Below are 20,009 nucleotides of genomic sequence, written 5' to 3' on the forward strand. Positions count from 1 at the left end.
GTGGTCTAGAACCCACTCGTAGCAAATCAGGCAACGGCTACGCTCCATACGAAAACGAGCTTGAGACAAAACTAGCTTTGGACCTACTGGCAATGGCTTCACACGCCACAAGCCCGTTGTGAGAAACCCACTCACAACGGGCTTTAAAAGATCGTGGCGGTTCCGCTCATTGCTTAGAGCGGCTGGGAAAAAGGTAAAAAAACAGCCTTTTGCCCCAGCCTCTTCCTTCGAGCTATAGACAAAAGGAAAACTACCTAGTGTCTATAGCTCTTTCGGTTCTTCACGAATGACGGGCAGCGTGCAGCAGCGAAAGGAGCCGCCTGATTTAATGATTTCAGTAATATCAACTTCAATTACTTCATATCCGCGCTGCTGCAGCTGCTTGTTGACCTGTTGGTTGACGGGTAAGGAAAGAACCTTTTTATCGCCGATTGAAAGGACATTCGTACCGAGGGTGAACTGCTCGTCCTTTGTGACTTCAATCAGTTCATAGCGGGTTTCCAGATAATCCCTTTCCTTTTTGTTAAACGCATCTGGATAAAAGAGTGCTTCTTTAGGAGAAAGCACGTTAAAGACACAGTCGAGATGTAAAAACTTCTCATGAAATGGAACGGTGATAACCTCAAACTGGGACAATAATTGCTGTAAATGGTCGATTGCTTTTTGATTGGTGCGGTTGCTTAAACCGATGTAAATCGTATCGCGGTCGATAATAATATCGCCGCCTTCGATTTTATCGCCTATCAAATTGTAGTAGGAGATTTTTTCCTGCTTCAGCCATTCCTTTAAATAATTCTCCTCTCCTTGACGGATGTCATGTGCCATTTCTGCAACGAAAATCGTCTGGCCAAGTGTAAAGCCGATATCCCGTGTGAAAACCTGTTCCGGAAATTGCTCGTTCGCCGGCAGCAGAACGACATCAATATGATGAGCGCGCAATGTATTGACGAACTGCTCATGCTGCTCCATCGCTTTCAAAATATGAATGCCTTCATTTTTAAATTTCTTTTGCGTTTCATTGATGATATCGCGAATGGTCATGTACTGAGGCTGACACATAATCACTAGCTCGAGACGGTCGTATTCGCTTGTCGCGAAAGCGGTTTTCTTGCTTCGTGTAAACAGACCCATCGTATTCCTCCCTTTTCTATCCGTTTGTTTAGTATGCCCTTGGTCAAGACTTATTTGACGGAGGTGAGACTTGTCAGCTGCTCAAGAAGTAAGTCCAGCGGCTGATTGGCTTTTGCCTGCTGAAAAAAACGAAACGGATTTCCGTTTGCAAGCAGCCGTGCCCGAATCGTGGCGATTGTAAAAGATGCCGGATCAAGCCGAGCATTAACCTCGCTCCAGTCAAGCGGAGTCGCTATCCGTCCGTCGGTATTTCCTCTTGGCGAAAAAGGCGCGATGATTGTTTTTTCCTTATCGTGCTGCAAATAGTCGACATATAATTTGCGGCCGCGCTTCTTTTTCAGGCGCTCCGTCGTAAACCAATCCGGCTCCTGTTCACAAAGAAACGCACTTACGAATTCGGTAAACCGTCGAGTGTCCTCATAAGAATAGGTTTCCTCTGGCAGTGGAAGATAAACCTGTAATCCCTTTCCACCCGACGTTTTGACAAAGGATTGCAGCTGAAATTGATCAAATATCGCTTTCAGTCGCAAGGCCGCCTCGACAGCAAGAGGAAATTCTGACACCGACGGGGGATCAAGATCAAAAACAATTTCCGACGGATACGCGGAATGGAACGGTTCAAATGGAATATGGAATTCCAGCGCAAGCTGATTGCCAAGCCAAAGCAATGTTTCGACATCATTGCAGAGAATGTAGCGAATGTTATGGTGCAGGTCAGTCTGAACGAATTCCGGTGCATAGTCAGGACAGTTTTTTTGGAAAAAACGTTCATCATCGGCGCCGTGCGGATAACGGATAACGGTTAAATGCCGGTCATGAAGAAACGGCAAAAGATAATCGCCGAGATGCAGCAGCTCCGTTAAATAGTCATCCTTATGAATGTTTAAAGCAGGCCAGATCGGCTTGTCGGGATGGGTAACGGCAACCGAGGCCGGCGGCGGGCGGAGCGCTTTTTCAGCTTCGTTGCTCGTGCACTGCTCAGGCTCCTGCGCAAGCAAAAAAGAATGAAAATGAGGTTCTCGCAGCTGCTTGCCATCAAAGTCAATACAGGCAATCGCGGCACAGATTGCCGGTGGCATCCTGTAGAGCGATCCGTTCCTAGTCCCGTTTTTTTGAAAGAGCGAGACTAACGTCTGCCATTCCGTCTCTGCTAAACCATGCTTGAAAATGACAATATCAAGGAGTTCTGATTCCTTAAAGACGCTGCCATAGAAATAGCCGTTGGCTTCGTCATATTTCGTAACGATCACGGGAACAAGGCGCCAGTTCTTGCTCTTTTGCCATTGACGTGTCCGTGCTGCCGGCTTCCAGGTACTCGTAGCCTGTTTGGCGACGATCCCTTCGCCGTTATGAAGATCGATCGCCGCTGAGAGCCGGGACAGATCCGCTGTTTCCTCGATCAGCTGGAGCTTTTGCGCCGAATAAGGATCGATTTGCCGTGACCAGCCGAGCTTATTAAAGAGCTGGTTCAGCTGCTTCTTGCGCTTGGCGAGCGGCAGATCGATCAGGCTGTCGCCCTTGAGCTGCAACAGGTCAAAGCCGAGATAGTGACACGGAAAAGCCGCGGCATGAGCTGAAATACGATCTGCATTTTTCATCCGTCCTCTAAGCTGTACAGCGGAAAAATAGCTTTTAAAGGCGTTAAGCAAATGGACAAGCTCACCGTCGAGTAGCAGCGGAAGAAACGGCTCAATCTCCTGCTGGTGATCAGAGCAAAATTGGATGATCTCAGGGAATTGACCGTTCAGCTCTTTGCCGTTGCGGCTGACAAGAAGCGGTTTGTCGCTAGACCAGTAAAGTAGACAGCGGAAGCCGTCGTATTTAGGCTCATAAAGCCAGCCTTTGCCAACGGGCGGCTCAGAAGCCGCTGTTAGCAGCATTGGCTTATCCATCGTCCATCCTCCTTGAAAATGATTTCCTCGTTAGGATGTTAGTTTCGATTTCACTTCATACATAATTGCCGGCAAAAGCAAGCACATTATAAAGAAAAAAGAAGGTGTCTTTGATGCACACAGTTTGGAAGGGCAGTATCAGCTTCGGGCTTGTCAACATTCCGATTAAGCTGCACGCGGCAACGGAAAATAAGGATATTAAGCTGAGGCAGCTTCATAAGGAATGCCACACGCCGATTCAATATCAGAAAATATGTCCAGGCTGCCAGCAGGAAGTGAAAAATGAAGATATTGTCAAAGCATACGAATATGAAAAAAACAAATTCGTCATCCTTGATGAGGAAGATTTGGAAAAGCTGAAAAAAGAAAATGAAGCAAAAGCGGTCGAAATTATTGATTTCGTCCAGCTTGAAGAAATTGATCCGATTTATTTTGAGCGCAGTTATTTTATCGCACCGGGAGATGGCGGCGTAAAAGCATATGCGCTGCTTCGTGAAGCGTTGCTGAAATCCGGCAAGATCGGTGTTGCCAAAATCATTATCCGCTCAAAGGAGCAGCTCGCGGTCGTCCGTGTTTATAAAAACACGTTGCTGATGGAAACGATTCATTTTCCGGATGAAGTGCGCAAAGTGGAAGACGTGCCGAATACGCCGAGTGACCAGGAACTATCTAAAAAGGAAGTCGATACGGCGCTGCTTTTGATTGATCAGCTAACAACAAGCTTTGATCCGACAAAATACAAGGACGATTATCGCACAGCCTTGATGGAATTAATTGAAGAGAAGCGAACGGGCAAGCAAACGGTTCATCCGAAGGAGCAGGAGGCGCCGGCCTCGAATGTAACCGATTTAATGTCAGCCCTTCAGGCGTCGATCGACAAGACGAAAAAGAAAAAGCCGGCAACGAAAGCAAAAAAGAATGCCTGAGCCGTCTTTGGCAAAACTCCAGCAGCCCAACATGTAGTCGGGGCGCTGGAGTTTTTGCTTTTCTTGATCGGAAGCGGGGAAGGTCCCGTTCTTGACAGGCAGTAGCCTTCACTCTATCATTTTCAACGTAGACTGCAAGAGAAGAGAGGTACATGAATGAAACTAGTGTCCTGGAACGTCAATGGCTTGCGAGCCTGTGTAAAAAAAGGATTTCTTACTTATTTTCAAGCGGTGGATGCCGATATTTTCTGCATCCAAGAAACAAAATTGCAGGAAGGTCAGCTTGAATTAGAGCTGCCCGGCTATCAACAATTTTTTCATTCCGCTCAACGCAAAGGCTACTCGGGAACCGCTGTTTTCACGAAAAAGGAGCCATTAGCGGTTCATTACGGATTTGAAGGAGAAATCGCGGCAGATGAAGGACGGGTGCTCACGTTGGAATTCGACCGCTTTTACCTCGTCAATGTGTACACCGTGAACGCGAAAAGAGACTTATCCCGTTTACGGGAGCGCCTTGAATGGGAGGACGCGCTGTTTTCGTATGTGACAAGGCTTGATCAAGCAAAGCCGGTCATTCTAACCGGTGATATGAATGTTGCTCACACGGAAATTGATTTGAAGAACGCGCGGGCAAACCGTAACAATTCAGGCTTTACGATCGAGGAACGCGAAAAGCTGTCGCGCTTGCTTGACGCCGGATTTATTGATACCTATCGTTATTTTTATCCCGAGAAAGAAGGGGCTTACACGTGGTGGTCCTATATGAGCAAAGTACGGGAGCGCAACATCGGCTGGCGGATTGATTATTTTCTCGCTTCAGAGCGGCTCCGTTCGGCGTTAGTAGAAGCCGGAATTGATTCTGACGTGCTCGGCAGCGATCATTGCCCGATCCGGCTAACGGTTGATCTTGGAAGATAAAATAGAGTGGAAGAAGGGAAGTTCCGAAGGAGTGGCGCTGCTTCGTCAGCTATCCTGGAATTCCCTCTGAATGAAGGGGTTACTGTAGAGGTTCGCCTGGCGAAAGGGAAGAATAACCTTCTTGTCACTCCTTTCATTCATAGGCGACAAGAACGTGGGCGCGGATCGTCAGCTGCCCTGGCTGGATGGGAGTGGCGGCGCTGGCGCTCAACAGTCGAGGGGAAGGGAAATCCGGCGAAGTCGGCTGTTGCTCAACCTTGCTTGGATAGGGCGGCAGCAAGATGCCAAGCGTTGTCGCAATGGCCTGCGCGCTGCTGATCCCATTTTCAACAGCGAGCTGAAGGGCTTGCTGCCGGTAGATATCCGGCCGCTGCAAGGTGAATTGAATCGTTCTCACCGTATTTGCGCCTTTTTCCACCGCCGCATCGACAATTGTGCCGACCATATTGATTTCCTCGATCGTAATTTGAAACAGATGGGTGATCTCATATCCGGCAAACGTGCTGACCCCGTCTTCATAATGGTACCTGCTGTCAATTTGATAAAGCGCGGTTTCAATCTGGTCCTCCCCGATACCCAATCTTCTTACTTCATCGAGAATAGCGGTCATTGCTGCCGAATTTTCACTCTGGCCTTGACGTAGCTCGAGCGTCTCTGTTGTTACGCCGAGCGTCACAACGGCTTGATCTGGCGCCACAGTCAGTTCTGCTTCGCCAATGACACTGATTTGAGGCAATTCCTTCTCTCGGTTTGCTGGATCGATCATCGTCTTCTCTCCTACTGTTTGTCATTGTAATGAGCGCTTCCTTTTATAGATTATTTTCTTTGCGAAGCGAGTATGTCTTTTTAGCTATCTTTTCCGGCAATCGTCAAAAGAGGTTTACGAGCTGATCAGGCGGGTACAACATAAACAATTACAAAAAAGGAGGCGATGAAGTTGATCTTAAAAGCGAAAAATCTGAAGCGGTTTACAATGAGAGCAACAGACGGCGACATTGGTTCGATTGATGATTTTTATTTTGACGATGAATCCTTTGTGGTTCGTTACTTCATCGGGGATACGCGGACTTGGTTTTTTGGAGGGAAGGTACTGTTAAGTCCAGAGGCGTTTACAGATGTTCATATTGCGGATGAATCGATTTCGGTCAATGCGACGAAAGAGCAGATTAAGGACAGCCCGAAGCCGGATGAGAAGGAGCCGATTTCAAGACAGTATGAAAGAGAGCTCGGCCAATATTATGGCTGGGGCGCTGCTCCGCTGACGCAGCCTAGGCGATCGTTGTTCGGTGAGGAAGCCGTTGAGCCGCATGAAAGAGCGGCAGTTGATCTTGAGACGCGCGAGGAAAGCCATCTGCAAAGTGTCAACGATGTACGAAATTACAGAGTGCATGCGATAAATGGCGAGGTTGGCAGAGTGTCTGACTTCCTGCTGGAAAGCGACACATGGAACATTCGTTATCTTGAAGTCGATGTCGGCGGCTTTCTGTCAAAGGAATTGGTGCTCGTCTCCACCGACTGGATTTCGGAAATCAATTGGCGTGACCGGACGATTACGGTCAATGTCGACAAGGAACGAATTGAAGCGGCACCGGATTATTTTGAAGAAACGCCGTTGACGAGAGAAGATGAAATGAGGTTGTACCGCCATTATGACCAGCCGCCATACTGGGAAGCGAGAAGACCATATTAAGAATGAATAAAAATGCGCGCCGATTAATTGGGCCGATCTGTCAAGAGGCTGGACAAAAGGTTGTCAATTCCCTTTGTCCAGCCTCTAAGCTCTTTTGAGAAATTACGACTGCTTTGTGATTTCAGCCCTGACTAATTCAGCAAGCTCCGGCTGGTCATAAAGGGAAAGGACCCCTAATACGGTGTCATCGGCGATTTCGCCGGCTTCTTCCTTCGGGACAGTCAAGGAGAGTGCCTGCTCCAGGGATGGCGGAATGCCCTGGCCCGGGAAAGCCCGCTGATAAAGGGCGCGCGGATCGAGCTCATGATTGATGCACCATTGAGCAAAGACGAGAATCATCATTTGCTCATCAAATAGAAAATGTTGTTTCATCCTTTATCCTCCTTGATTAACGCTGACAATTCCTCATAAAAGTCTTCGTTGTACTTCGTAATGATATGAACCCGTGCTTTATCCAACGGAATCGCTTGCCTGCATGAAGCCGTCTGGCACTCCACTTCTTCCTGCTTTGTACCGACAAGGTATTTGTGACGTTTTTTACAAGCCGGACAAGTCGCATGAATCAGGGAAGCGGCGGCATTGCTGGCAAATTTCCCGCCGGTCACATCCTTCGTTTCCTTTGACAGCTCCTGAAAAAGAACCGCATTTGTGGCGGCGCGACCGGTGCGCTTTAGCAGCGTTTCCAGCGTCATGATCCGTTTCGGGTTTTTCGTTGGCTTCTTTTTGACGGTGATATTGTCATAGTCATCAACCTCAAGCAGCCCATAGCGGGCCGGCAGCTCCTCGACAGTAAGCAGGTCCTCCGGTGTCATGATATACGTATAATCAGAAACAGCATGATAGCCGTACGAGGAATGGAGTACCTCATCGCGCAGGAAATCAGAGCGGGAGGACTTCACTTCAATAATTCTTGCTTCCTTCCGCTTCAGATTGATCCCTAGCGCATCGGCCTGGATTTTCTTGCGGCGCACGAATAATTTCACTTCATTGGCGCATAAATCAGTCATTTTTGCTTTTAGCCAGTACAACGACAGTTTTTTTAAATGCTTATGTAACGTACTTTCCATAGATGATGTCCTCTCTTGTTAAATGAAATGAAGCAAATATAAGCTGTACACCGCTGTCACGAGGACGACGGTCAGCACGGCGACATAGGCGACATTTTGCCTCATGATCGTTTTCGCCGGTTGATTCATCAGCTTAGCCGCCATCAGCATCTGTCCAGAAAAAGGGGAGAGCTGGGTAGCCATCGACCAGGCGACGAGCAAAAGCAGTGCTAAATAGTGAGCGCTGACGCCAAAGTTTTCTGGAGAGAGCGCGCTACCAATGCCGATTACGATAATCACCGGGTGAATGCCGATTTGTGCCAGGAAGATCGTCAACAGTACAAGTAAATAGCTAAGTATATAGACCGAGCCAAAGGAAGCTTGAAATAACCAGGATGAAATATAAGCGCCGATTTCTGTACTGGCCATCGCCTTTCCAAAAAAGCCCGCACTAATAAAGATAGCAATCTCGTTTTTTAATTGGAAGAATGAATGCTGAACTTGAACCGATAGATCCTGCGTAAATGTTTGCAACGTTTTTGTCACCAGCGACCAAATTAACGGCAGTACAATCGAGAGCAGGCAAACGATGATGATCATGTTGACATGCCACAAAAATTCAAGGAAAAACGATAAGCCGACCAGTGTTCCGCAAAAAAAGAAAAACGGCGTCAGTGAAGGCGTTGAAGCCGCTGTCCGCTTGACAGGCTGACGCTCGATCAGCGGATCATCCGGAAACGAAATACGGGAAAACATCAAGGCGCAGACGAGTAAGTAAAGCGCCGCCAGCAACAGACCGTAGCCGCCGATTTCAATCCACGACAGGTCAAATAAAACGAGAATAAGCCCGACATTGACGAAATATGGGGACCACAGCATGCAAAAAGCAAAGGCGCGCATGATCGTCAAAGTCAGCTTTTGATCGCGATAGCTGGAGAAGCTTTCTTCGGCGATTCGTTTCACAATCGCCATGGAGCCGAAGTTTAAAATAATCCCGATCGTCGCCGTCAATAAAAAACTGAGCCGGTAAGGGTGCTGTCCGCTGCGCTGCTCCCGTTCTTGAACAGCTTTTTTCAAGGCTGACAAATAACCGGCCGAAGACATAAAGGTGCCAATAATCGGAATGAGCAGAAAGAGCGACAGAAGATTTATATTTTCCCCGAAGCCGCTAATGACGTCCCCGATTTCGATTTGTTCTACATAAAAGCAGATAGTTCCCGCGATGAGCAAAAGGGCAACGATCAGCCTGCTGACCATTGATAAGAAAAAGAAAGCGCAGACGAGCAGAAAGGCCCCAAGTATGCTGTACGTCAGGACAAAAAGGTGATGATGATAAAAATGCTCAACGAGATAAAGAATCGATGTGACGTAACAAAGCACACCTAATGCTTTCGTGAATGGATGAAGGTTCGTGTTAACCATCTCCTTTCCCTCCCCCTATTATAACGCTTTTGCAGCGTGGGGGCACGCACCGAAAGCAAAGGTGTGCCATTTCGTCGTTATTGATATAAGTCCGTCATCCACTCGACGATGCCTTGATTCCGTTCGTCACGCAGCTTTTCAACATTGTGATGACCGACAATCGCGCCGTCTTTAATCGCGATGACTTCATCGAGCAGCATTTCGATTTCTTTAATTTCATGCGTCGTGATCAACAGGAGCTGTCTTTCAAGATCAATAAAAGAAATTAATCCTTTGACAATGGAATCTCTGACCATCGGATCCAGCCCGGAAAGCGGCTCATCCATCAGGACGACCGGAACTTCACGCGCCAGGGAAAGAACGATTTTCAGGCGGCCGCGGTTTCCTTTTGACAGATGCTTCAGCTTCGCGTCCCTCTCCAAATTCATAAACGTGCGAATTTCTTCGGCTTTTTCCAGGTTGAAGTCGGGGAACTGTGTCGCATGGAAATCGATCGTCTGACCGACGTTGTAAAAGCCATAATATTCATCAAGCTCCGACAAATAAGAAACCTCCTTTGCAATAGTCCGGCTTCCCTTTTTTCCGTTAATCATAATTTGTCCGCTTGATGGCTGGGTTAAGCCGGCGATCAGCTTTAACGTCGTTGATTTTCCACTTCCATTTTCCCCGACGAGCCCGATTATTTTTCCTCGTGTCAATGTAAGATCAATACCGGCCAGCGCCGTCTTTGTCATGAATTTTTTTGTGACATTTTTGAAGATAATCATTGGTTCATTCCTCCATTTTCCCCGTGTAGAAACGTATGCAACCCATTCTCAATTTCCGTATAGGAATAGCCCATCTCCTGCATCCCTTTGACAAACTGGGAAATTTCCCGCTGCTTCAGTTCTTCTCTCATCTCTGTCAGAACGTTTTCGTCCTCTGTCACAAATGTTCCCTGTCCACGTCTTGTTTCCACAATGCTCATCCCTTCCAATTCGCGATAGGTGCGGCTCACAGTATTTGGATTAACGTTTGCTTGTATGCCCATTTCTCGGACAGACGGCAGCTTATCTCCCGGTGCTAATTCGCCTCTGAGAATTTGGCGTTTGATCCGATCCGCCAATTGCGTATAAATCGGCTGTGAGGATTGAAACAAATCAGTCATCAGTTTACACCTCCACTTTGCGGTCAAGCAGCCAGCAGGAGGCGGCGAATAAAACAATCGCAACGAGCGCTTCACTGACGTACGTACCGAGATAAATACTGCCGGCTCCTTCGTTAGTCAGGAAGAATTGAATTCCTTCCGATGCATCAGCCGAGAAATGGAAACGTTGCGAGACTTGCAAGAGATTAATTTCTCCCCATTCGGACAAAAAGCGGAAAAGCGGTGTTTCTGATAGCCAGGCCCAGCCGCTGACGAAACAAATAAAGAGAATAAACGTCAAAATAATACTGAAAAAGCTGCCGATATAACGGCTGATTAAAAGGAAAATCATCCAGAAAAACAAGAAATAAATCGCAAAATTAAGCGCAAGTAAAAACAGATGAACGCCGCCAAGGATCCCAAGGTTGAGGACATCGCCTAAAACCAGGGCGGGGAACAGGTCGTCAAATGTTCCGGCAAAAAAATAGGTAAGAGCGGTAACCGCGCCGATGATAAGCAGGGAACCGACCATCGAAATCAGCCCTGCTGTCAGCTTAGCGCTCAGTAACCCATAGCCGGGCAGTGGATTATGAAGCCAGAGGTGCATCCGTTTTCGCTCAGCTTGCAGGCTATAATAGAAGTAATAAACGAGATAAAACAGATGGAGCACAATCGCGACGACTGAAATGATCATGACCATCTCCCAGTTCATATTCTGACGTGAGCCGATATAAAACATAATACTTGCGAGAAGGGCGTACGCAATAAGCGGGAGCAGAAAGGCCGGTAATCCTAGACGCAGTTCCTTTTTCGTTAAATTCCACCAGGCAGTCATATTGTAAAACCTCCATTGTCATAATGTATTAGTGTATTAATTAGATGGTACACTAGTACAATTAGACTGTCAATACAATTGTAAAAAAATAGGCCGTCTTGCAGTTTAGCGCCTAAATCTAGCACGAATCGATAAAGCCGGAAGACTGGAAGAGTTGCAAAAGGGGAACTGAAGCCGATTCCTTTTCTTCAGCGGCTGTTTTGCTATAAAATAGAGGTGGAGGTGAAGAAATGGCAAAAATTTATTTTACCGTTGAGGAAGCAAACGAATGGCTGCCGACACTCGAACAGGAACTCCATGAACTCCAGAAGCTGCAAAAACAGGCACATGAGATGTCTACAACTTTACAGCGACTGAAAAGCGCCCGCTACAAAAAGCTTCAGACGGAGACGGAGAGCACCTTCTTATTGGAAAGCAAGCTTGAGTTTATTGATATGCAGTTTAGGCTTCATCTTCAAAATATTCAAGCATCGGGAGCGCAGCTAAAAGATGTTGATCGCGGCTTAGTTGATTTTCCGGCTTTTATAGGAGAGAAAGAAGTGCTTCTATGCTGGAAGCAAGGGGAAAAAGAAATTACTCACTACCATGGACTCGATGAAGGATATGCCGGTCGAAAACCGCTCGAATCGTAGTTTCGTATAGAAAGAAAAGCGAATTGAACATAAAGCCCAAACCGGAGAAAGCAGCAGCGGTTTGGGCTTTTTTCTGTCTCGTTGTAATCGGGCATTGTCTCCTCGTTCAGAACAAAACGATAGCCTGGATGTAGGCTTGGGTGCATATGTAAAAAAGGAGCGCGAATTTCCATTGACTGAACAGGCTGTTTTTTAAAGGTGACCTGCCGTTTTCACCACTGAGCACGATCGCCGGTACGATCATTGGCGACAATAATACCGCGAATACACTGCCTGTCGTTAAAGCGAGAACGATCAATTCAGGCGGATAGGGAAGCGGAATATGCTGCAAAATACCGCCGACAAGCACCATCACGGTCGAAGGCATAAGCCCGCCCATCGCCAGCAGCGGCACAGTAAACGGGAGAAACCAGAGCAGGTTTAACCAGGCGACTTGCTCTGTAATGGAATAAACCCCTTCCACGACAACATAGCCCCAGCCTGAGCCGTTTAGCGAATAAATTAAAAAGCCGGCCGCAAGGAAAATACTAAACTCTCTCGCCCGCATGGGAAGGCCGTTTTCCGGCGAAAAGTATTGCCTGAATTCCTTATAAAGCTGAACCGTTTTTCGTTTGAGCAGAAAATAGAGCAGCGTCCAGCTGAAAATCACGATCGGCAATATCGTTAAAATATCAAAAGGCAAGAGTGAATTCATTAAAAAGATTGCCGCGAGCAAGGAGAGAAACAGCCCGCAAAATTCGAGCACAAGCGCTGTTTGCTGTTTGTCCTTCTTATAATCGGAAAAAATCTGTTTAAGTTCCTCGGTTATGTTCAGTGAATAGGCCTTTTCGTCAAAATGAAAGAGCAGCACCGCCAGAACAACGCCAAGTAGGGCGATCAGCGTTCCTTGAATGACGATCAGAACGATATCGGCTTTCATAATTGTTACGACATAGGCGAGACTCGGCGTGCTGATCACCCACAATGTGCTGAGCGAGAAGCCTCTTAGCAGAGCCGAGGCTTTGAAGCTTTCCCAGTCGTCTTCCTTTTTCGCGCCTACTATGTTTTGCAAAAGCTGAAACATGACTGGAATCGAACCAAACAAAAGAAAGTAAGCACTTATTTGCGTAGTCGTTAGGATCCCGAAATAAAATCGTTTGCTCGTCTGCAGCTGCTTTTGAAAAAAGCCGGTTAAAGCCACGATATAGTTTTCTTGCTTCAACACCCAGCCGACCATCGGAATAAGCAGAAGCATGACGAGCAGGGCCCGCATTTGCCTTGCCCCCTCCGAGAAAAATAGAGCCGGTTCGACCTCGGCGCTCGTGATCATAATCAAAAGCGCCGCCGTCAGCATAAACAGCGGTGGCAGCATCGCCCGCCAAGGCAAAAGAATCAGGGTGAAAAGGAGCGAACAGATGCCGAAACAGGAAAGGGCAGCTGTAATGAAAGCGGATGAATAGGTCAGTTCGATAAAATGAAAGAGGGCAAATAAGGACAAAGATACTATAAAACCAATGGAAGCTAGTTTGCGCATAATGTTCTCCTTACCTTTCTCTATATTATCTCTAGTTTACCGTATTTCTTTCAGAAAGTAAGGGCAATTCAAAAAATGAGCATCCACAAAGAGGGTGCGTCTTGTTATTTTATGCCTGTGCGCAAATAAAAATGTTCCTCTCGTGATCCGCTGATGAGCGGTGCTTGAAAAGAAAGTGAGAATCTCTTACGTTTATTTTTAAATAGAACGGGAATGGCATGTACTGTTACCGAAATTCATCTGAAAATTGATAAGGAGTGATAGGTATGGTAGCAGATTTGTATCCTTCAAGAATCGGGGAGAAGGCAAGCATTTTGAGGAGACAAGATGATGTCATCCACAAGAACTCCAACTTAATGGGAGGGCCGTTAAGCAAAGAAGAGCTGGCGCGCTATGAAGAAAACGGTTATCTCCTTTTCCAGGATTTATTTAGCAAGGAGGACATAGACGTTTTACAGCAGGAACTAAAGCGGGTACTCAATGAGAATAAAGGGAAACAGAGCGATGACGTCATCTTGGAGCCGGACAGCGACGAAGTACGCTCCGTATTTGAAATTCATAAAAACAGTGAATTTTTTAAACGGCTGTCAAAAAATAAAAAGCTCGTTTCCATCGCCCAGCAGCTGCTTGGAAGCCAAGTATATATCACGCAGTCGCGTATTAATTTTAAGCCAGGCTTCAAAGGGAAGGAATTTTATTGGCATTCCGACTTCGAAACATGGCATGTGGAAGATGGAATGCCGAATATGAGAGCGGTAAGCTGCTCGATTATTCTTACCGACAACCATGAGTTTAACGGACCGCTGATGCTGATTCCGGGCTCTCATAAATGGTACGTCTCTTGCCCTGGAGCGACCCCGGATGATAATTACAAGCAGTCGCTCAAGAAACAGGAGCTCGGCGTGCCGGATCACGAAAGCCTGAAGTGGCTCGTTGACAAGGCTGATGGTCAGATTGATCGGGCGACAGGTCCGGCCGGTTCCGTCCTTTTCTTTGAATGTAATATTATGCATGGCTCCAGCGGTAATATTTCGCCTTTCTCAAGAAGTAATGTCTTCTTCGTTTTCAACAGCATTGAAAATAAACTGGTAGAGCCATTCTCCGGCGGAAAACCGAGACCGGAATTTCTCGCAAACCGGATGAATATCGAACCGATTGAGCCAATCGATGAATCAATCGCGAATACGAAAGTTCTAATGGAAAGTAAATAAGCGGATAGACGGGGTGTGCCGAATACGGGCACACCCTGAATCTATGTTGACGGGTGGCACGAGAAGAAAATTCTGAATTGACAATCAATAATCCTTGGATTAAAATACCTTTTTAGCAAACACGGGGAGTGACAGGGATGAGAGATTATTCAATCAGAGAGTTTATCGAAAAGACAAAGCAAAATGAAGCGGCACGAGATTATTTCGAGCTTGAAACGGAGCGGATTCTTGAAGTCAATCTGGCCGGGGACGTATGGGCGAAAGCGGGTTCGATGATTTCATACAACGGCAAGATTAAATTTGAACGAGAAGGGATTCTTGAACACGGTGTCGGGAAAATGTTTAAAAAAGCTTTTTCCGGAGAGGGCACAGCGTTGATGAAGGCATCTGGACGCGGCGTACTCTACCTGGCGGATCAGGGAAAAAAGGTAACCGTGCTCGATTTGAACGGGGAGTCGATTACGGTCAATGGCAATGACTTATTGGCCTTTGAGCCTTCGGTTAGATGGGATATTCACCTGATGCGAAAAATGGCCGGCGTCGTTTCGGGCGGATTATTTAATGTCACGCTTGAAGGGCAGGGAAGAGTGGCGATTACGTCCCATTATGAGCCGCTCACTTTACTCGTTGAGCCGGGGAAACCGGTGGTGACCGACCCGAATGCGACCGTTGCCTGGTCAGGTCATCTGAAGCCGGAGTTTCGCACTGATATCAGCTACCGGACTTTTCTCGGGCGGGGAAGCGGCGAATCGATTCAGATGGAGTTTTCCGGCGAAGGATTTGTGATTGTTCAGCCTTATGAGGAAAAGAGCGGCTCAGATCGGTCCGGTTAAAGAAAATTTTTCTGGAAGTTTGTCACCTTTCCGAGCGTGCTGTCGTTACACAAATAAATGCTTTAAAGAGGGAGAGATGAATGATGAAAAAAATGATGAAAGTAATCGCCGCATCTGCGCTCATTAGCGGTGCGACGGTGGCAAGTCTATCGACTGTCGCCGCTGAGGAGACTCCAGAGGTTATTGAAGGTGAGGAAGTCACCCAGGTAGAGCGCTATCAGCCGGTGATCGGCAAGGTTGTAGAGACGGAAACGACTGAAGAAGGCCTTACGATCACGGTGGAAAATGAGGAAAATTCGCTAATTACGATTTTTCCATTAACGGATGATGTAGTGATCGGCAGCAACACGGGCGAGCGTCTTGATACTGATAGCATCGAAGAAGGGACAGAGCTCTATGTCTTTTACGACCGGACGAAACCGATGCTGATGATTTATCCGGCTGTCATTTATCCTGAGGTCGTCATCATTCCTGACGAAGAGTCAGTCGATCAAGTAAAGGTTGGTCGCTTTGATGAGAATTACTTAAGCGAGGACAAGAAGCTGCAAGTCTTTATTAATGAAGAAACGGTATTGGAAAACAAAGCCGGCGAAGCGATTGAAGAAGCGGATTTAGCCGGACGGGAATGGGCTGTTTTCTATGATATCGAGACGAAAAGGCTGCCTGCACAAACGACCGCCACGAAAATCATCGCGTTAGATCCGATTGAAGAGGACGAGGAACTCGTTTGGTATCCGATCGAAGAGGACAGCTATGCTGAAAACGGCACGACGATGATCGCTTTACGGGCGGCCGCCGAAAGCTTCGGCTATGAAGTGAAGTGGGAGCGCGGTACCGTAAAAATCAGCGGAGCGGACAAAAGCGCAGCACTGACGATCGGAGAAGCCGCATATCAGCTCAACGGCGAAACAGTCGAGCTTGCGCAGGCACCGGTTGTAAAAGAAGGAAAAACATATGTGCCGCAAGCTTTACTTGAGGAGTTAATGAAGTAAATAAAAGATCACTTTGATAGAGGGACTGGGCAAAAGGGAAAAAACCTTTTGCCCAGTCCTTTTTCGCTAAGTCCCGTATCTTTCAGAAAAATGATCGATACACGCGACATGCGATTTCAGCGAATTTTCCATTACGCGCTGCTCTTTCATTTTCAAATAACGGAATGAATTATCCATCATTCCAGGGGCTGGTCATCCTAATCGTATGTTTACGCTCTTCCCATTTCAGCGGTCTAAAGTGAGCATCGGGTAATACAATCAATTATAGAGGAAAGAAGAGAGGGGATTGTATTGAACCGCCTTCGCTTAGCAGCTGAATCGGATCAGGTTATGATCCGGCTCCACGAAGACAACGATTATGAGAACTGGTATTATCATTATCAAACGAGACACCCGTCCAAGCATAAGTTTGATGAAGGGCCGCTTGATCTGTCACGCTGCACGAGGGAGTGGTTTCAAGCGATCGTCCACCAGCATCAGCAGCTTGCTTTTCAGGATATTTCCTATGTGTTCGGCGTTTTTCGCCGGAGTGACGGGGCCCATCTTGGTGTCGTCGATCTTTCGACGCTAATGCGGGATCATTTTCAATGGGGAAGGCTTGGCTACACGATTCATAATCAATTTTGGCGGCGCGGGTATGCGAAGGAAAGTGTGCGGCTGCTGCTAAAGCTCGCTTTTCATCATCTGCATTTTCATCGGATCGAAGCCCATATCGATACAGAGAACCTGCCATCCGTCAAAGTCGCTCAAAGCCTCGGGATGACGCTTGAGTGCGTGCGCGAAGCGTTTTTGTTTGATTTCAATGAATGGCGAAACTGTTATATTTATTATCAAAATCAGGAAAGCTGCGATGAAAAGTAGGGCAGCGGAAAGCCGATACCGAAGCGGGACTCTTCGATATCGGCTTTTTCACGTCTGACACTTATGATAAAGCGGGATCTTTGTAATATTTCGCCAATTCGATGATCATCGCCCCCATCCGCTCCTTTTCCGGGGCGACAATCCGTGTGACACCTTCCTCTTTTAACGCTTCGGCTGTTACTTTTCCAACGGCTACCGCTACAACCCGGCTTTCGAGCAGCGCCAATGTCTGGGCATAGTCGCCTGTCTGCTTTACATAATCGAATAACTCGCGTACTTGGATCGCGGTCGTGAAGCAAACCGCATCGAGCTCGCCGCTGTGCAGCGCCTGATAAAGCTGCTCAACAACCTTTGCTTCAGGGGCAATATGCTGATAAGGAAGAATCGTCGTCACCTTCGCACCCTGCTGTTCGAGATAGTCTGTCAGGCGGGGCAACGTGATGCCATGCAGCTGGACAACGATATGCTTTCCGTTGAAATCAATCTCCTTTTTCTTAAGCGCAGCGATAAGTCCAGCGGTCGTCCCGTCCTCGTCGACGACTTCCGGCGTGATGCCTTGCTTCTTTAACACAGCGAGCGTTTTGTAGCCGCGTAAAGCGATGGGGGTGCGCTGCAGCAGTCCAAGCAATTCTTCTTTCAGACCAATTTCATCGGCTGCCTGAATCAGCGCGTCCGTGCCAATTCCGGTTGTGAACACAAACCAGTCCGGAGCGCCGTTAATGATCGCCCGCCATTGAGGAGCTATCTCCTCAGCCGCGAGGAAGACCGTGCCTTGTAACGGGTAAGAGCGGCACATGCCGCCTTGCTTTTCAATTAATGTCCGCATGTCGTCGACCTTTCGTGACGCGGCAAGTGCGATTGTTTTTCCTTCTAATCCTTTTCCCATCCGTTTTCCATCCTCTCCAGTAGCTGTCTATTCTCCATCCATTATAACATGGGCGGCGAGATGCTGTGAGTGGGAAGAGGATTTACATCTCCAATGCTTTGTATGATCCAGGCGTATCAGCGAAAGGGAAACGATTTGTTTGCGTGGGGCGTTATCTTTATAGTGTTTAATACCATCGGTTACGCTCTGTTTTTCTTCGGGAATAAAAAGAATGGAAGGGTATTGTCCTTACTAAGGCAAAGGTTCCCGCATCAAAAAGCAGAGCTTCTTGAGCCGGAACCTTCGACACGGCTAAAAAGCATCATGCTCCTCGCGCAGGCGCGCGGTCGTGTTGGAATTCCTTTGCGCGGCTGTTTCGGCGTCGGTGAGGGAGCGCATTGTTTCTCGATGAGCCTGTTCGTTTGTCAGCGCTTGGGCGCGCTCGTCAAATTCGCGCTGGGCCTCAATCGTCCGTTTGGCGTAAGGGGTCGCGGCCAGCCGTTCAAAAGGAATCGGCTCTCCGGTATCGATGCAAATGCCGTAGCTTCCATCCTCGATTTGTTTGAGAGAGGCGCGCACTTCCTCCAGCCGTTGCTGATCGGCAAGCTGGAACGTTTGCTGCATGACCTCTTCTTCATATTCGCTCGCACGGTCGGCGGGATGATTGTCAATTCCGCTCGCCTGTTGATTGTCGGCACGCGCATGCTGTTGCTGCTTTTTTTCCAGGTCGGCTTTCATCTCAAGCAGTTCGTTTCGCAGCTGCTCGATTTGCTGTGATGAGAGTTTCACTTGTACCACCTCCATACAATGTTACTTCCCCTCCGGTTCACGTTTTAAACGAATCGGCTATCGTCTGGGCTTGTTGATCCTTTTTGTCAAAGGATAGATCAGAATGCTTTGCAGGCAAAGCGAAACAAGTATCGTCCCGAAGGTGAGGGAAATGATATGATGATGCTCTCCCCCGAGGTCGGCTTCGAGCGAGAGCAGGAGCGCGACAGACATCGCTCCTTTAATCCCGGCCATCGTCAGTACGGCTTTCTTTTGGCGGGTCATTTGATGACGCCATGATCGTTTCATAAGAGACGTCCAGGCCACGACCAAATAGCGGATAAGCAAGGTGGCGACAAAGATAAGCACAATCAGTCCACTGTCCTCGAAGCTGAGATACTTCGTCGCGACAATTCCGATGACGAGAAAGAGCAGCGCTAAAATACTCGGTTCAACTGCATCCCAAAAGCCGTCGAGACTTTGGCGGAAATGCTTCTCTTTCTCGGATTTTTCGAACGTTCTTGAGAGCATCAGCCCTGCTGTGACGGAGGCGAGCACACCGGAAACGCCGAGCTGCTCCGCGCAGTAAAAGCTGCCGTAGGCGAGAATAATGCTGAGCATAATTTGATATTGGCGATGATGCGTCAGATGTACAGCTTTTGTGACAATCCAGCCGAAGAGGGCGCCGATGAGCACGCCGGCGAGCGAGACGATAAAAAATTCCGAGAAAAAAGAAAGGAGTTTAAAGCTGTCCCCGTTGGCTAGCACTCCGGCCACGACCGTAAACAGAACGATGCTTGTCCCGTCATTTACCATGGATTCGCCCTCCACGACATAGGCAAGGTCGGCTTCTCCGCTTGATTGTTTTAAAATGGAAATGACCGTAACCGGGTCGGATGGTGTTAATATACTGGCCATGACGAGCGCTTCAAGAAAGGAAAGCGCGACAAACGGCTGGGCCATGATATAGATTAAAGCGGCAAGTAATAACGCCATGACGAGCAGACCTGCCGTGCTTAACGACAGAATCATCCCAATCTGCTTTTTAAATTGCGAAAAAGGAAAATGGTAGGCAGAGATAAATAATAATGCCGGCAAAAACCAGTCAAAGATCATATCCTTCGTCAATTCAATCGACTGAAAAAAAGGAATAAAGGACAGGCATACGCCCAGCAGCACTAAAACAACTGGAACAGGGAAGGCTTCTTTCTTTTTATCAATCGTAAAAACGATATATCCGATAAAAAGCAGCAGGATGACGTGAAAGGACTGCACTGGCTTCACCTCTTTTATTCGTGTAAGATTCCTTTTTATCTTCCCATCTTTGCCGTTGTTCAATCCTTTTTCG

At 47.6% G+C, this 20,009-nt stretch carries 21 protein-coding genes; 8 read left to right on the plus strand and 13 right to left on the minus strand.

The annotated features are described in order from the left end of the window. Positions 1 to 261: 261 nt before the first annotated feature. Both ABMB67_RS01340 and ABMB67_RS01345 read right to left on the minus strand, forming a co-directional pair. Positions 262 to 1,131: a dimethylarginine dimethylaminohydrolase family protein gene (locus tag ABMB67_RS01340; RefSeq protein WP_251222717.1), complete on the minus strand. Its 870-nt coding sequence runs from the start codon at positions 1,129 to 1,131 to the stop codon at positions 262 to 264. 50 nt (positions 1,132 to 1,181) lie between these two features. Next, complete coding sequence (locus tag ABMB67_RS01345; RefSeq protein ID WP_251222716.1) at positions 1,182 to 3,023, minus strand: DNA ligase D; 1,842 nt, start codon at positions 3,021 to 3,023, stop codon at positions 1,182 to 1,184. 113 nt (positions 3,024 to 3,136) lie between these two features. Between ABMB67_RS01345 and ku the strand changes: the two genes are divergently transcribed. Together ku and ABMB67_RS01355 are read left to right on the plus strand one after the other, a co-directional pair. Next, complete coding sequence (ku, locus tag ABMB67_RS01350) at positions 3,137 to 3,949, plus strand: non-homologous end joining protein Ku (protein WP_354570866.1); 813 nt, start codon at positions 3,137 to 3,139, stop codon at positions 3,947 to 3,949. A gap of 156 nt (positions 3,950 to 4,105) precedes the next feature. Continuing rightward, positions 4,106 to 4,867, plus strand: coding sequence for an exodeoxyribonuclease III (locus ABMB67_RS01355; RefSeq protein WP_251222714.1), 762 nt, complete (start codon positions 4,106 to 4,108; stop codon positions 4,865 to 4,867). Between the two features lie 133 nt (positions 4,868 to 5,000). Here ABMB67_RS01355 and ABMB67_RS01360 read toward each other — a convergent pair whose 3' ends face one another. Further along, positions 5,001 to 5,633: an SIMPL domain-containing protein gene (locus ABMB67_RS01360; protein WP_354570867.1), complete on the minus strand. Its 633-nt coding sequence runs from the start codon at positions 5,631 to 5,633 to the stop codon at positions 5,001 to 5,003. A gap of 165 nt (positions 5,634 to 5,798) precedes the next feature. On the opposite strand from ABMB67_RS01360, the gene ABMB67_RS01365 reads away from it, so the two are divergent. Next, a complete protein-coding gene (locus ABMB67_RS01365; RefSeq protein WP_251222712.1) occupies positions 5,799 to 6,557 on the plus strand; it encodes a PRC-barrel domain-containing protein in 759 nt (252 codons plus the stop codon). A gap of 102 nt (positions 6,558 to 6,659) precedes the next feature. On the opposite strand, the gene yxiS is transcribed toward ABMB67_RS01365, so the two are convergent. From yxiS to ABMB67_RS01395, 6 genes are all read right to left on the minus strand, one after another. After that, positions 6,660 to 6,929, minus strand: coding sequence for a protein YxiS (gene yxiS, locus ABMB67_RS01370; RefSeq protein WP_354570868.1), 270 nt, complete (start codon positions 6,927 to 6,929; stop codon positions 6,660 to 6,662). Continuing rightward, positions 6,926 to 7,624 (minus strand): MmcB family DNA repair protein, encoded by a 699-nt coding sequence (locus tag ABMB67_RS01375; protein ID WP_354570869.1) that lies wholly within the window; start codon positions 7,622 to 7,624, stop codon positions 6,926 to 6,928. Before ABMB67_RS01375 ends, yxiS begins: the two co-directional genes overlap by 4 nt. 18 nt (positions 7,625 to 7,642) lie before the next feature. Beyond that, a complete protein-coding gene (locus ABMB67_RS01380) occupies positions 7,643 to 9,025 on the minus strand; it encodes a hypothetical protein (RefSeq protein WP_354570870.1) in 1,383 nt (460 codons plus the stop codon). Positions 9,026 to 9,102: 77 nt separating this feature from the next. Then, positions 9,103 to 9,792 (minus strand): ATP-binding cassette domain-containing protein, encoded by a 690-nt coding sequence (locus ABMB67_RS01385; protein ID WP_354570871.1) that lies wholly within the window; start codon positions 9,790 to 9,792, stop codon positions 9,103 to 9,105. Further along, positions 9,789 to 10,172 carry a GntR family transcriptional regulator gene (locus ABMB67_RS01390; RefSeq protein ID WP_354570872.1) on the minus strand — a complete coding sequence of 128 codons (384 nt, stop codon included), beginning with the start codon at positions 10,170 to 10,172 and terminating at the stop codon, positions 9,789 to 9,791. The genes ABMB67_RS01385 and ABMB67_RS01390 overlap by 4 nt, the downstream gene beginning before the upstream one ends. Before the next feature lie 4 nt (positions 10,173 to 10,176). Beyond that, a complete protein-coding gene (locus ABMB67_RS01395; protein WP_354570873.1) occupies positions 10,177 to 10,986 on the minus strand; it encodes a hypothetical protein in 810 nt (269 codons plus the stop codon). A 230-nt stretch (positions 10,987 to 11,216) separates the two neighbouring features. Here ABMB67_RS01395 and ABMB67_RS01400 point away from each other — a divergent pair, with 230 nt between their 5' ends. After that, positions 11,217 to 11,618: a DUF2203 domain-containing protein gene (locus ABMB67_RS01400; RefSeq protein ID WP_354570874.1), complete on the plus strand. Its 402-nt coding sequence runs from the start codon at positions 11,217 to 11,219 to the stop codon at positions 11,616 to 11,618. Between the two features lie 106 nt (positions 11,619 to 11,724). Here the strand turns inward: ABMB67_RS01400 and ABMB67_RS01405 are convergent, their stop codons facing one another. Further along, positions 11,725 to 13,131, minus strand: a complete 1,407-nt coding sequence (locus ABMB67_RS01405) for a hypothetical protein (protein WP_354570875.1) — start codon at positions 13,129 to 13,131, stop codon at positions 11,725 to 11,727. A 266-nt stretch (positions 13,132 to 13,397) separates the two neighbouring features. Between ABMB67_RS01405 and thpD the strand changes: the two genes are divergently transcribed. From thpD to ABMB67_RS01425, 4 genes are all read left to right on the plus strand, one after another. Next, entirely contained in the window at positions 13,398 to 14,342 is a 945-nt protein-coding gene (gene thpD, locus ABMB67_RS01410) for an ectoine hydroxylase (RefSeq protein ID WP_251222703.1), read from the plus strand. Positions 14,343 to 14,479: 137 nt separating this feature from the next. Continuing rightward, entirely contained in the window at positions 14,480 to 15,175 is a 696-nt protein-coding gene (locus tag ABMB67_RS01415) for an AIM24 family protein (protein WP_251222702.1), read from the plus strand. An 83-nt stretch (positions 15,176 to 15,258) separates the two neighbouring features. Further along, on the plus strand, positions 15,259 to 16,167 hold the full coding sequence (locus ABMB67_RS01420; RefSeq protein ID WP_354570876.1) for a copper amine oxidase N-terminal domain-containing protein: 909 nt from the start codon (positions 15,259 to 15,261) through the stop codon (positions 16,165 to 16,167). Positions 16,168 to 16,458: 291 nt separating this feature from the next. Further along, positions 16,459 to 17,028 carry a GNAT family N-acetyltransferase gene (locus ABMB67_RS01425; RefSeq protein WP_354570877.1) on the plus strand — a complete coding sequence of 190 codons (570 nt, stop codon included), beginning with the start codon at positions 16,459 to 16,461 and terminating at the stop codon, positions 17,026 to 17,028. Between the two features lie 61 nt (positions 17,029 to 17,089). Here the strand turns inward: ABMB67_RS01425 and ABMB67_RS01430 are convergent, their stop codons facing one another. The 3 genes from ABMB67_RS01430 to ABMB67_RS01440 all read right to left on the minus strand — a co-directional run bounded on the left by ABMB67_RS01430 (position 17,090) and on the right by ABMB67_RS01440 (position 19,936). Continuing rightward, entirely contained in the window at positions 17,090 to 17,914 is an 825-nt protein-coding gene (locus ABMB67_RS01430; RefSeq protein WP_354570878.1) for a uroporphyrinogen-III synthase, read from the minus strand. Positions 17,915 to 18,205: 291 nt separating this feature from the next. After that, entirely contained in the window at positions 18,206 to 18,682 is a 477-nt protein-coding gene (locus ABMB67_RS01435; protein ID WP_354570879.1) for a TraR/DksA C4-type zinc finger protein, read from the minus strand. Positions 18,683 to 18,739: 57 nt separating this feature from the next. Beyond that, complete coding sequence (locus ABMB67_RS01440; RefSeq protein ID WP_354570880.1) at positions 18,740 to 19,936, minus strand: cation:proton antiporter; 1,197 nt, start codon at positions 19,934 to 19,936, stop codon at positions 18,740 to 18,742. Positions 19,937 to 20,009 lie beyond the last annotated feature (73 nt).

The sequence above is a fragment of the Halalkalibacter oceani genome, assembly GCF_040544555.1.
Taxonomy (GTDB): Bacteria; Bacillota; Bacilli; order Bacillales; family Bacillaceae_D; genus Halalkalibacter; species Halalkalibacter oceani.

Excerpts from the sequence above, each read along its gene's own strand:
- ABMB67_RS01430 (WP_354570878.1), bottom strand. The coding sequence starts at position 17,914 with ATGGGAAAAGGATTAGAAGGAAAAACAATCGCACTTGCCGCGTCACGA.
- ABMB67_RS01340 (WP_251222717.1), bottom strand. The coding sequence starts at position 1,131 with ATGGGTCTGTTTACACGAAGCAAGAAAACCGCTTTCGCGACAAGCGAA.
- ABMB67_RS01415 (WP_251222702.1), top strand. The coding sequence starts at position 14,480 with ATGAGAGATTATTCAATCAGAGAGTTTATCGAAAAGACAAAGCAAAAT.
- ABMB67_RS01380 (WP_354570870.1), bottom strand. The coding sequence starts at position 9,025 with ATGGTTAACACGAACCTTCATCCATTCACGAAAGCATTAGGTGTGCTT.
- ABMB67_RS01400 (WP_354570874.1), top strand. The coding sequence starts at position 11,217 with ATGGCAAAAATTTATTTTACCGTTGAGGAAGCAAACGAATGGCTGCCG.
- ABMB67_RS01355 (WP_251222714.1), top strand. The coding sequence starts at position 4,106 with ATGAAACTAGTGTCCTGGAACGTCAATGGCTTGCGAGCCTGTGTAAAA.
- ABMB67_RS01385 (WP_354570871.1), bottom strand. The coding sequence starts at position 9,792 with ATGATTATCTTCAAAAATGTCACAAAAAAATTCATGACAAAGACGGCG.
- ABMB67_RS01375 (WP_354570869.1), bottom strand. The coding sequence starts at position 7,624 with ATGGAAAGTACGTTACATAAGCATTTAAAAAAACTGTCGTTGTACTGG.
- thpD (WP_251222703.1), top strand. The coding sequence starts at position 13,398 with ATGGTAGCAGATTTGTATCCTTCAAGAATCGGGGAGAAGGCAAGCATT.
- ABMB67_RS01420 (WP_354570876.1), top strand. The coding sequence starts at position 15,259 with ATGAAAAAAATGATGAAAGTAATCGCCGCATCTGCGCTCATTAGCGGT.
- ABMB67_RS01365 (WP_251222712.1), top strand. The coding sequence starts at position 5,799 with ATGAAGTTGATCTTAAAAGCGAAAAATCTGAAGCGGTTTACAATGAGA.
- ku (WP_354570866.1), top strand. The coding sequence starts at position 3,137 with ATGCACACAGTTTGGAAGGGCAGTATCAGCTTCGGGCTTGTCAACATT.
- ABMB67_RS01390 (WP_354570872.1), bottom strand. The coding sequence starts at position 10,172 with ATGACTGATTTGTTTCAATCCTCACAGCCGATTTATACGCAATTGGCG.
- ABMB67_RS01405 (WP_354570875.1), bottom strand. The coding sequence starts at position 13,131 with ATGCGCAAACTAGCTTCCATTGGTTTTATAGTATCTTTGTCCTTATTT.
- ABMB67_RS01345 (WP_251222716.1), bottom strand. The coding sequence starts at position 3,023 with ATGGATAAGCCAATGCTGCTAACAGCGGCTTCTGAGCCGCCCGTTGGC.
- ABMB67_RS01360 (WP_354570867.1), bottom strand. The coding sequence starts at position 5,633 with ATGATCGATCCAGCAAACCGAGAGAAGGAATTGCCTCAAATCAGTGTC.
- ABMB67_RS01395 (WP_354570873.1), bottom strand. The coding sequence starts at position 10,986 with ATGACTGCCTGGTGGAATTTAACGAAAAAGGAACTGCGTCTAGGATTA.
- yxiS (WP_354570868.1), bottom strand. The coding sequence starts at position 6,929 with ATGAAACAACATTTTCTATTTGATGAGCAAATGATGATTCTCGTCTTT.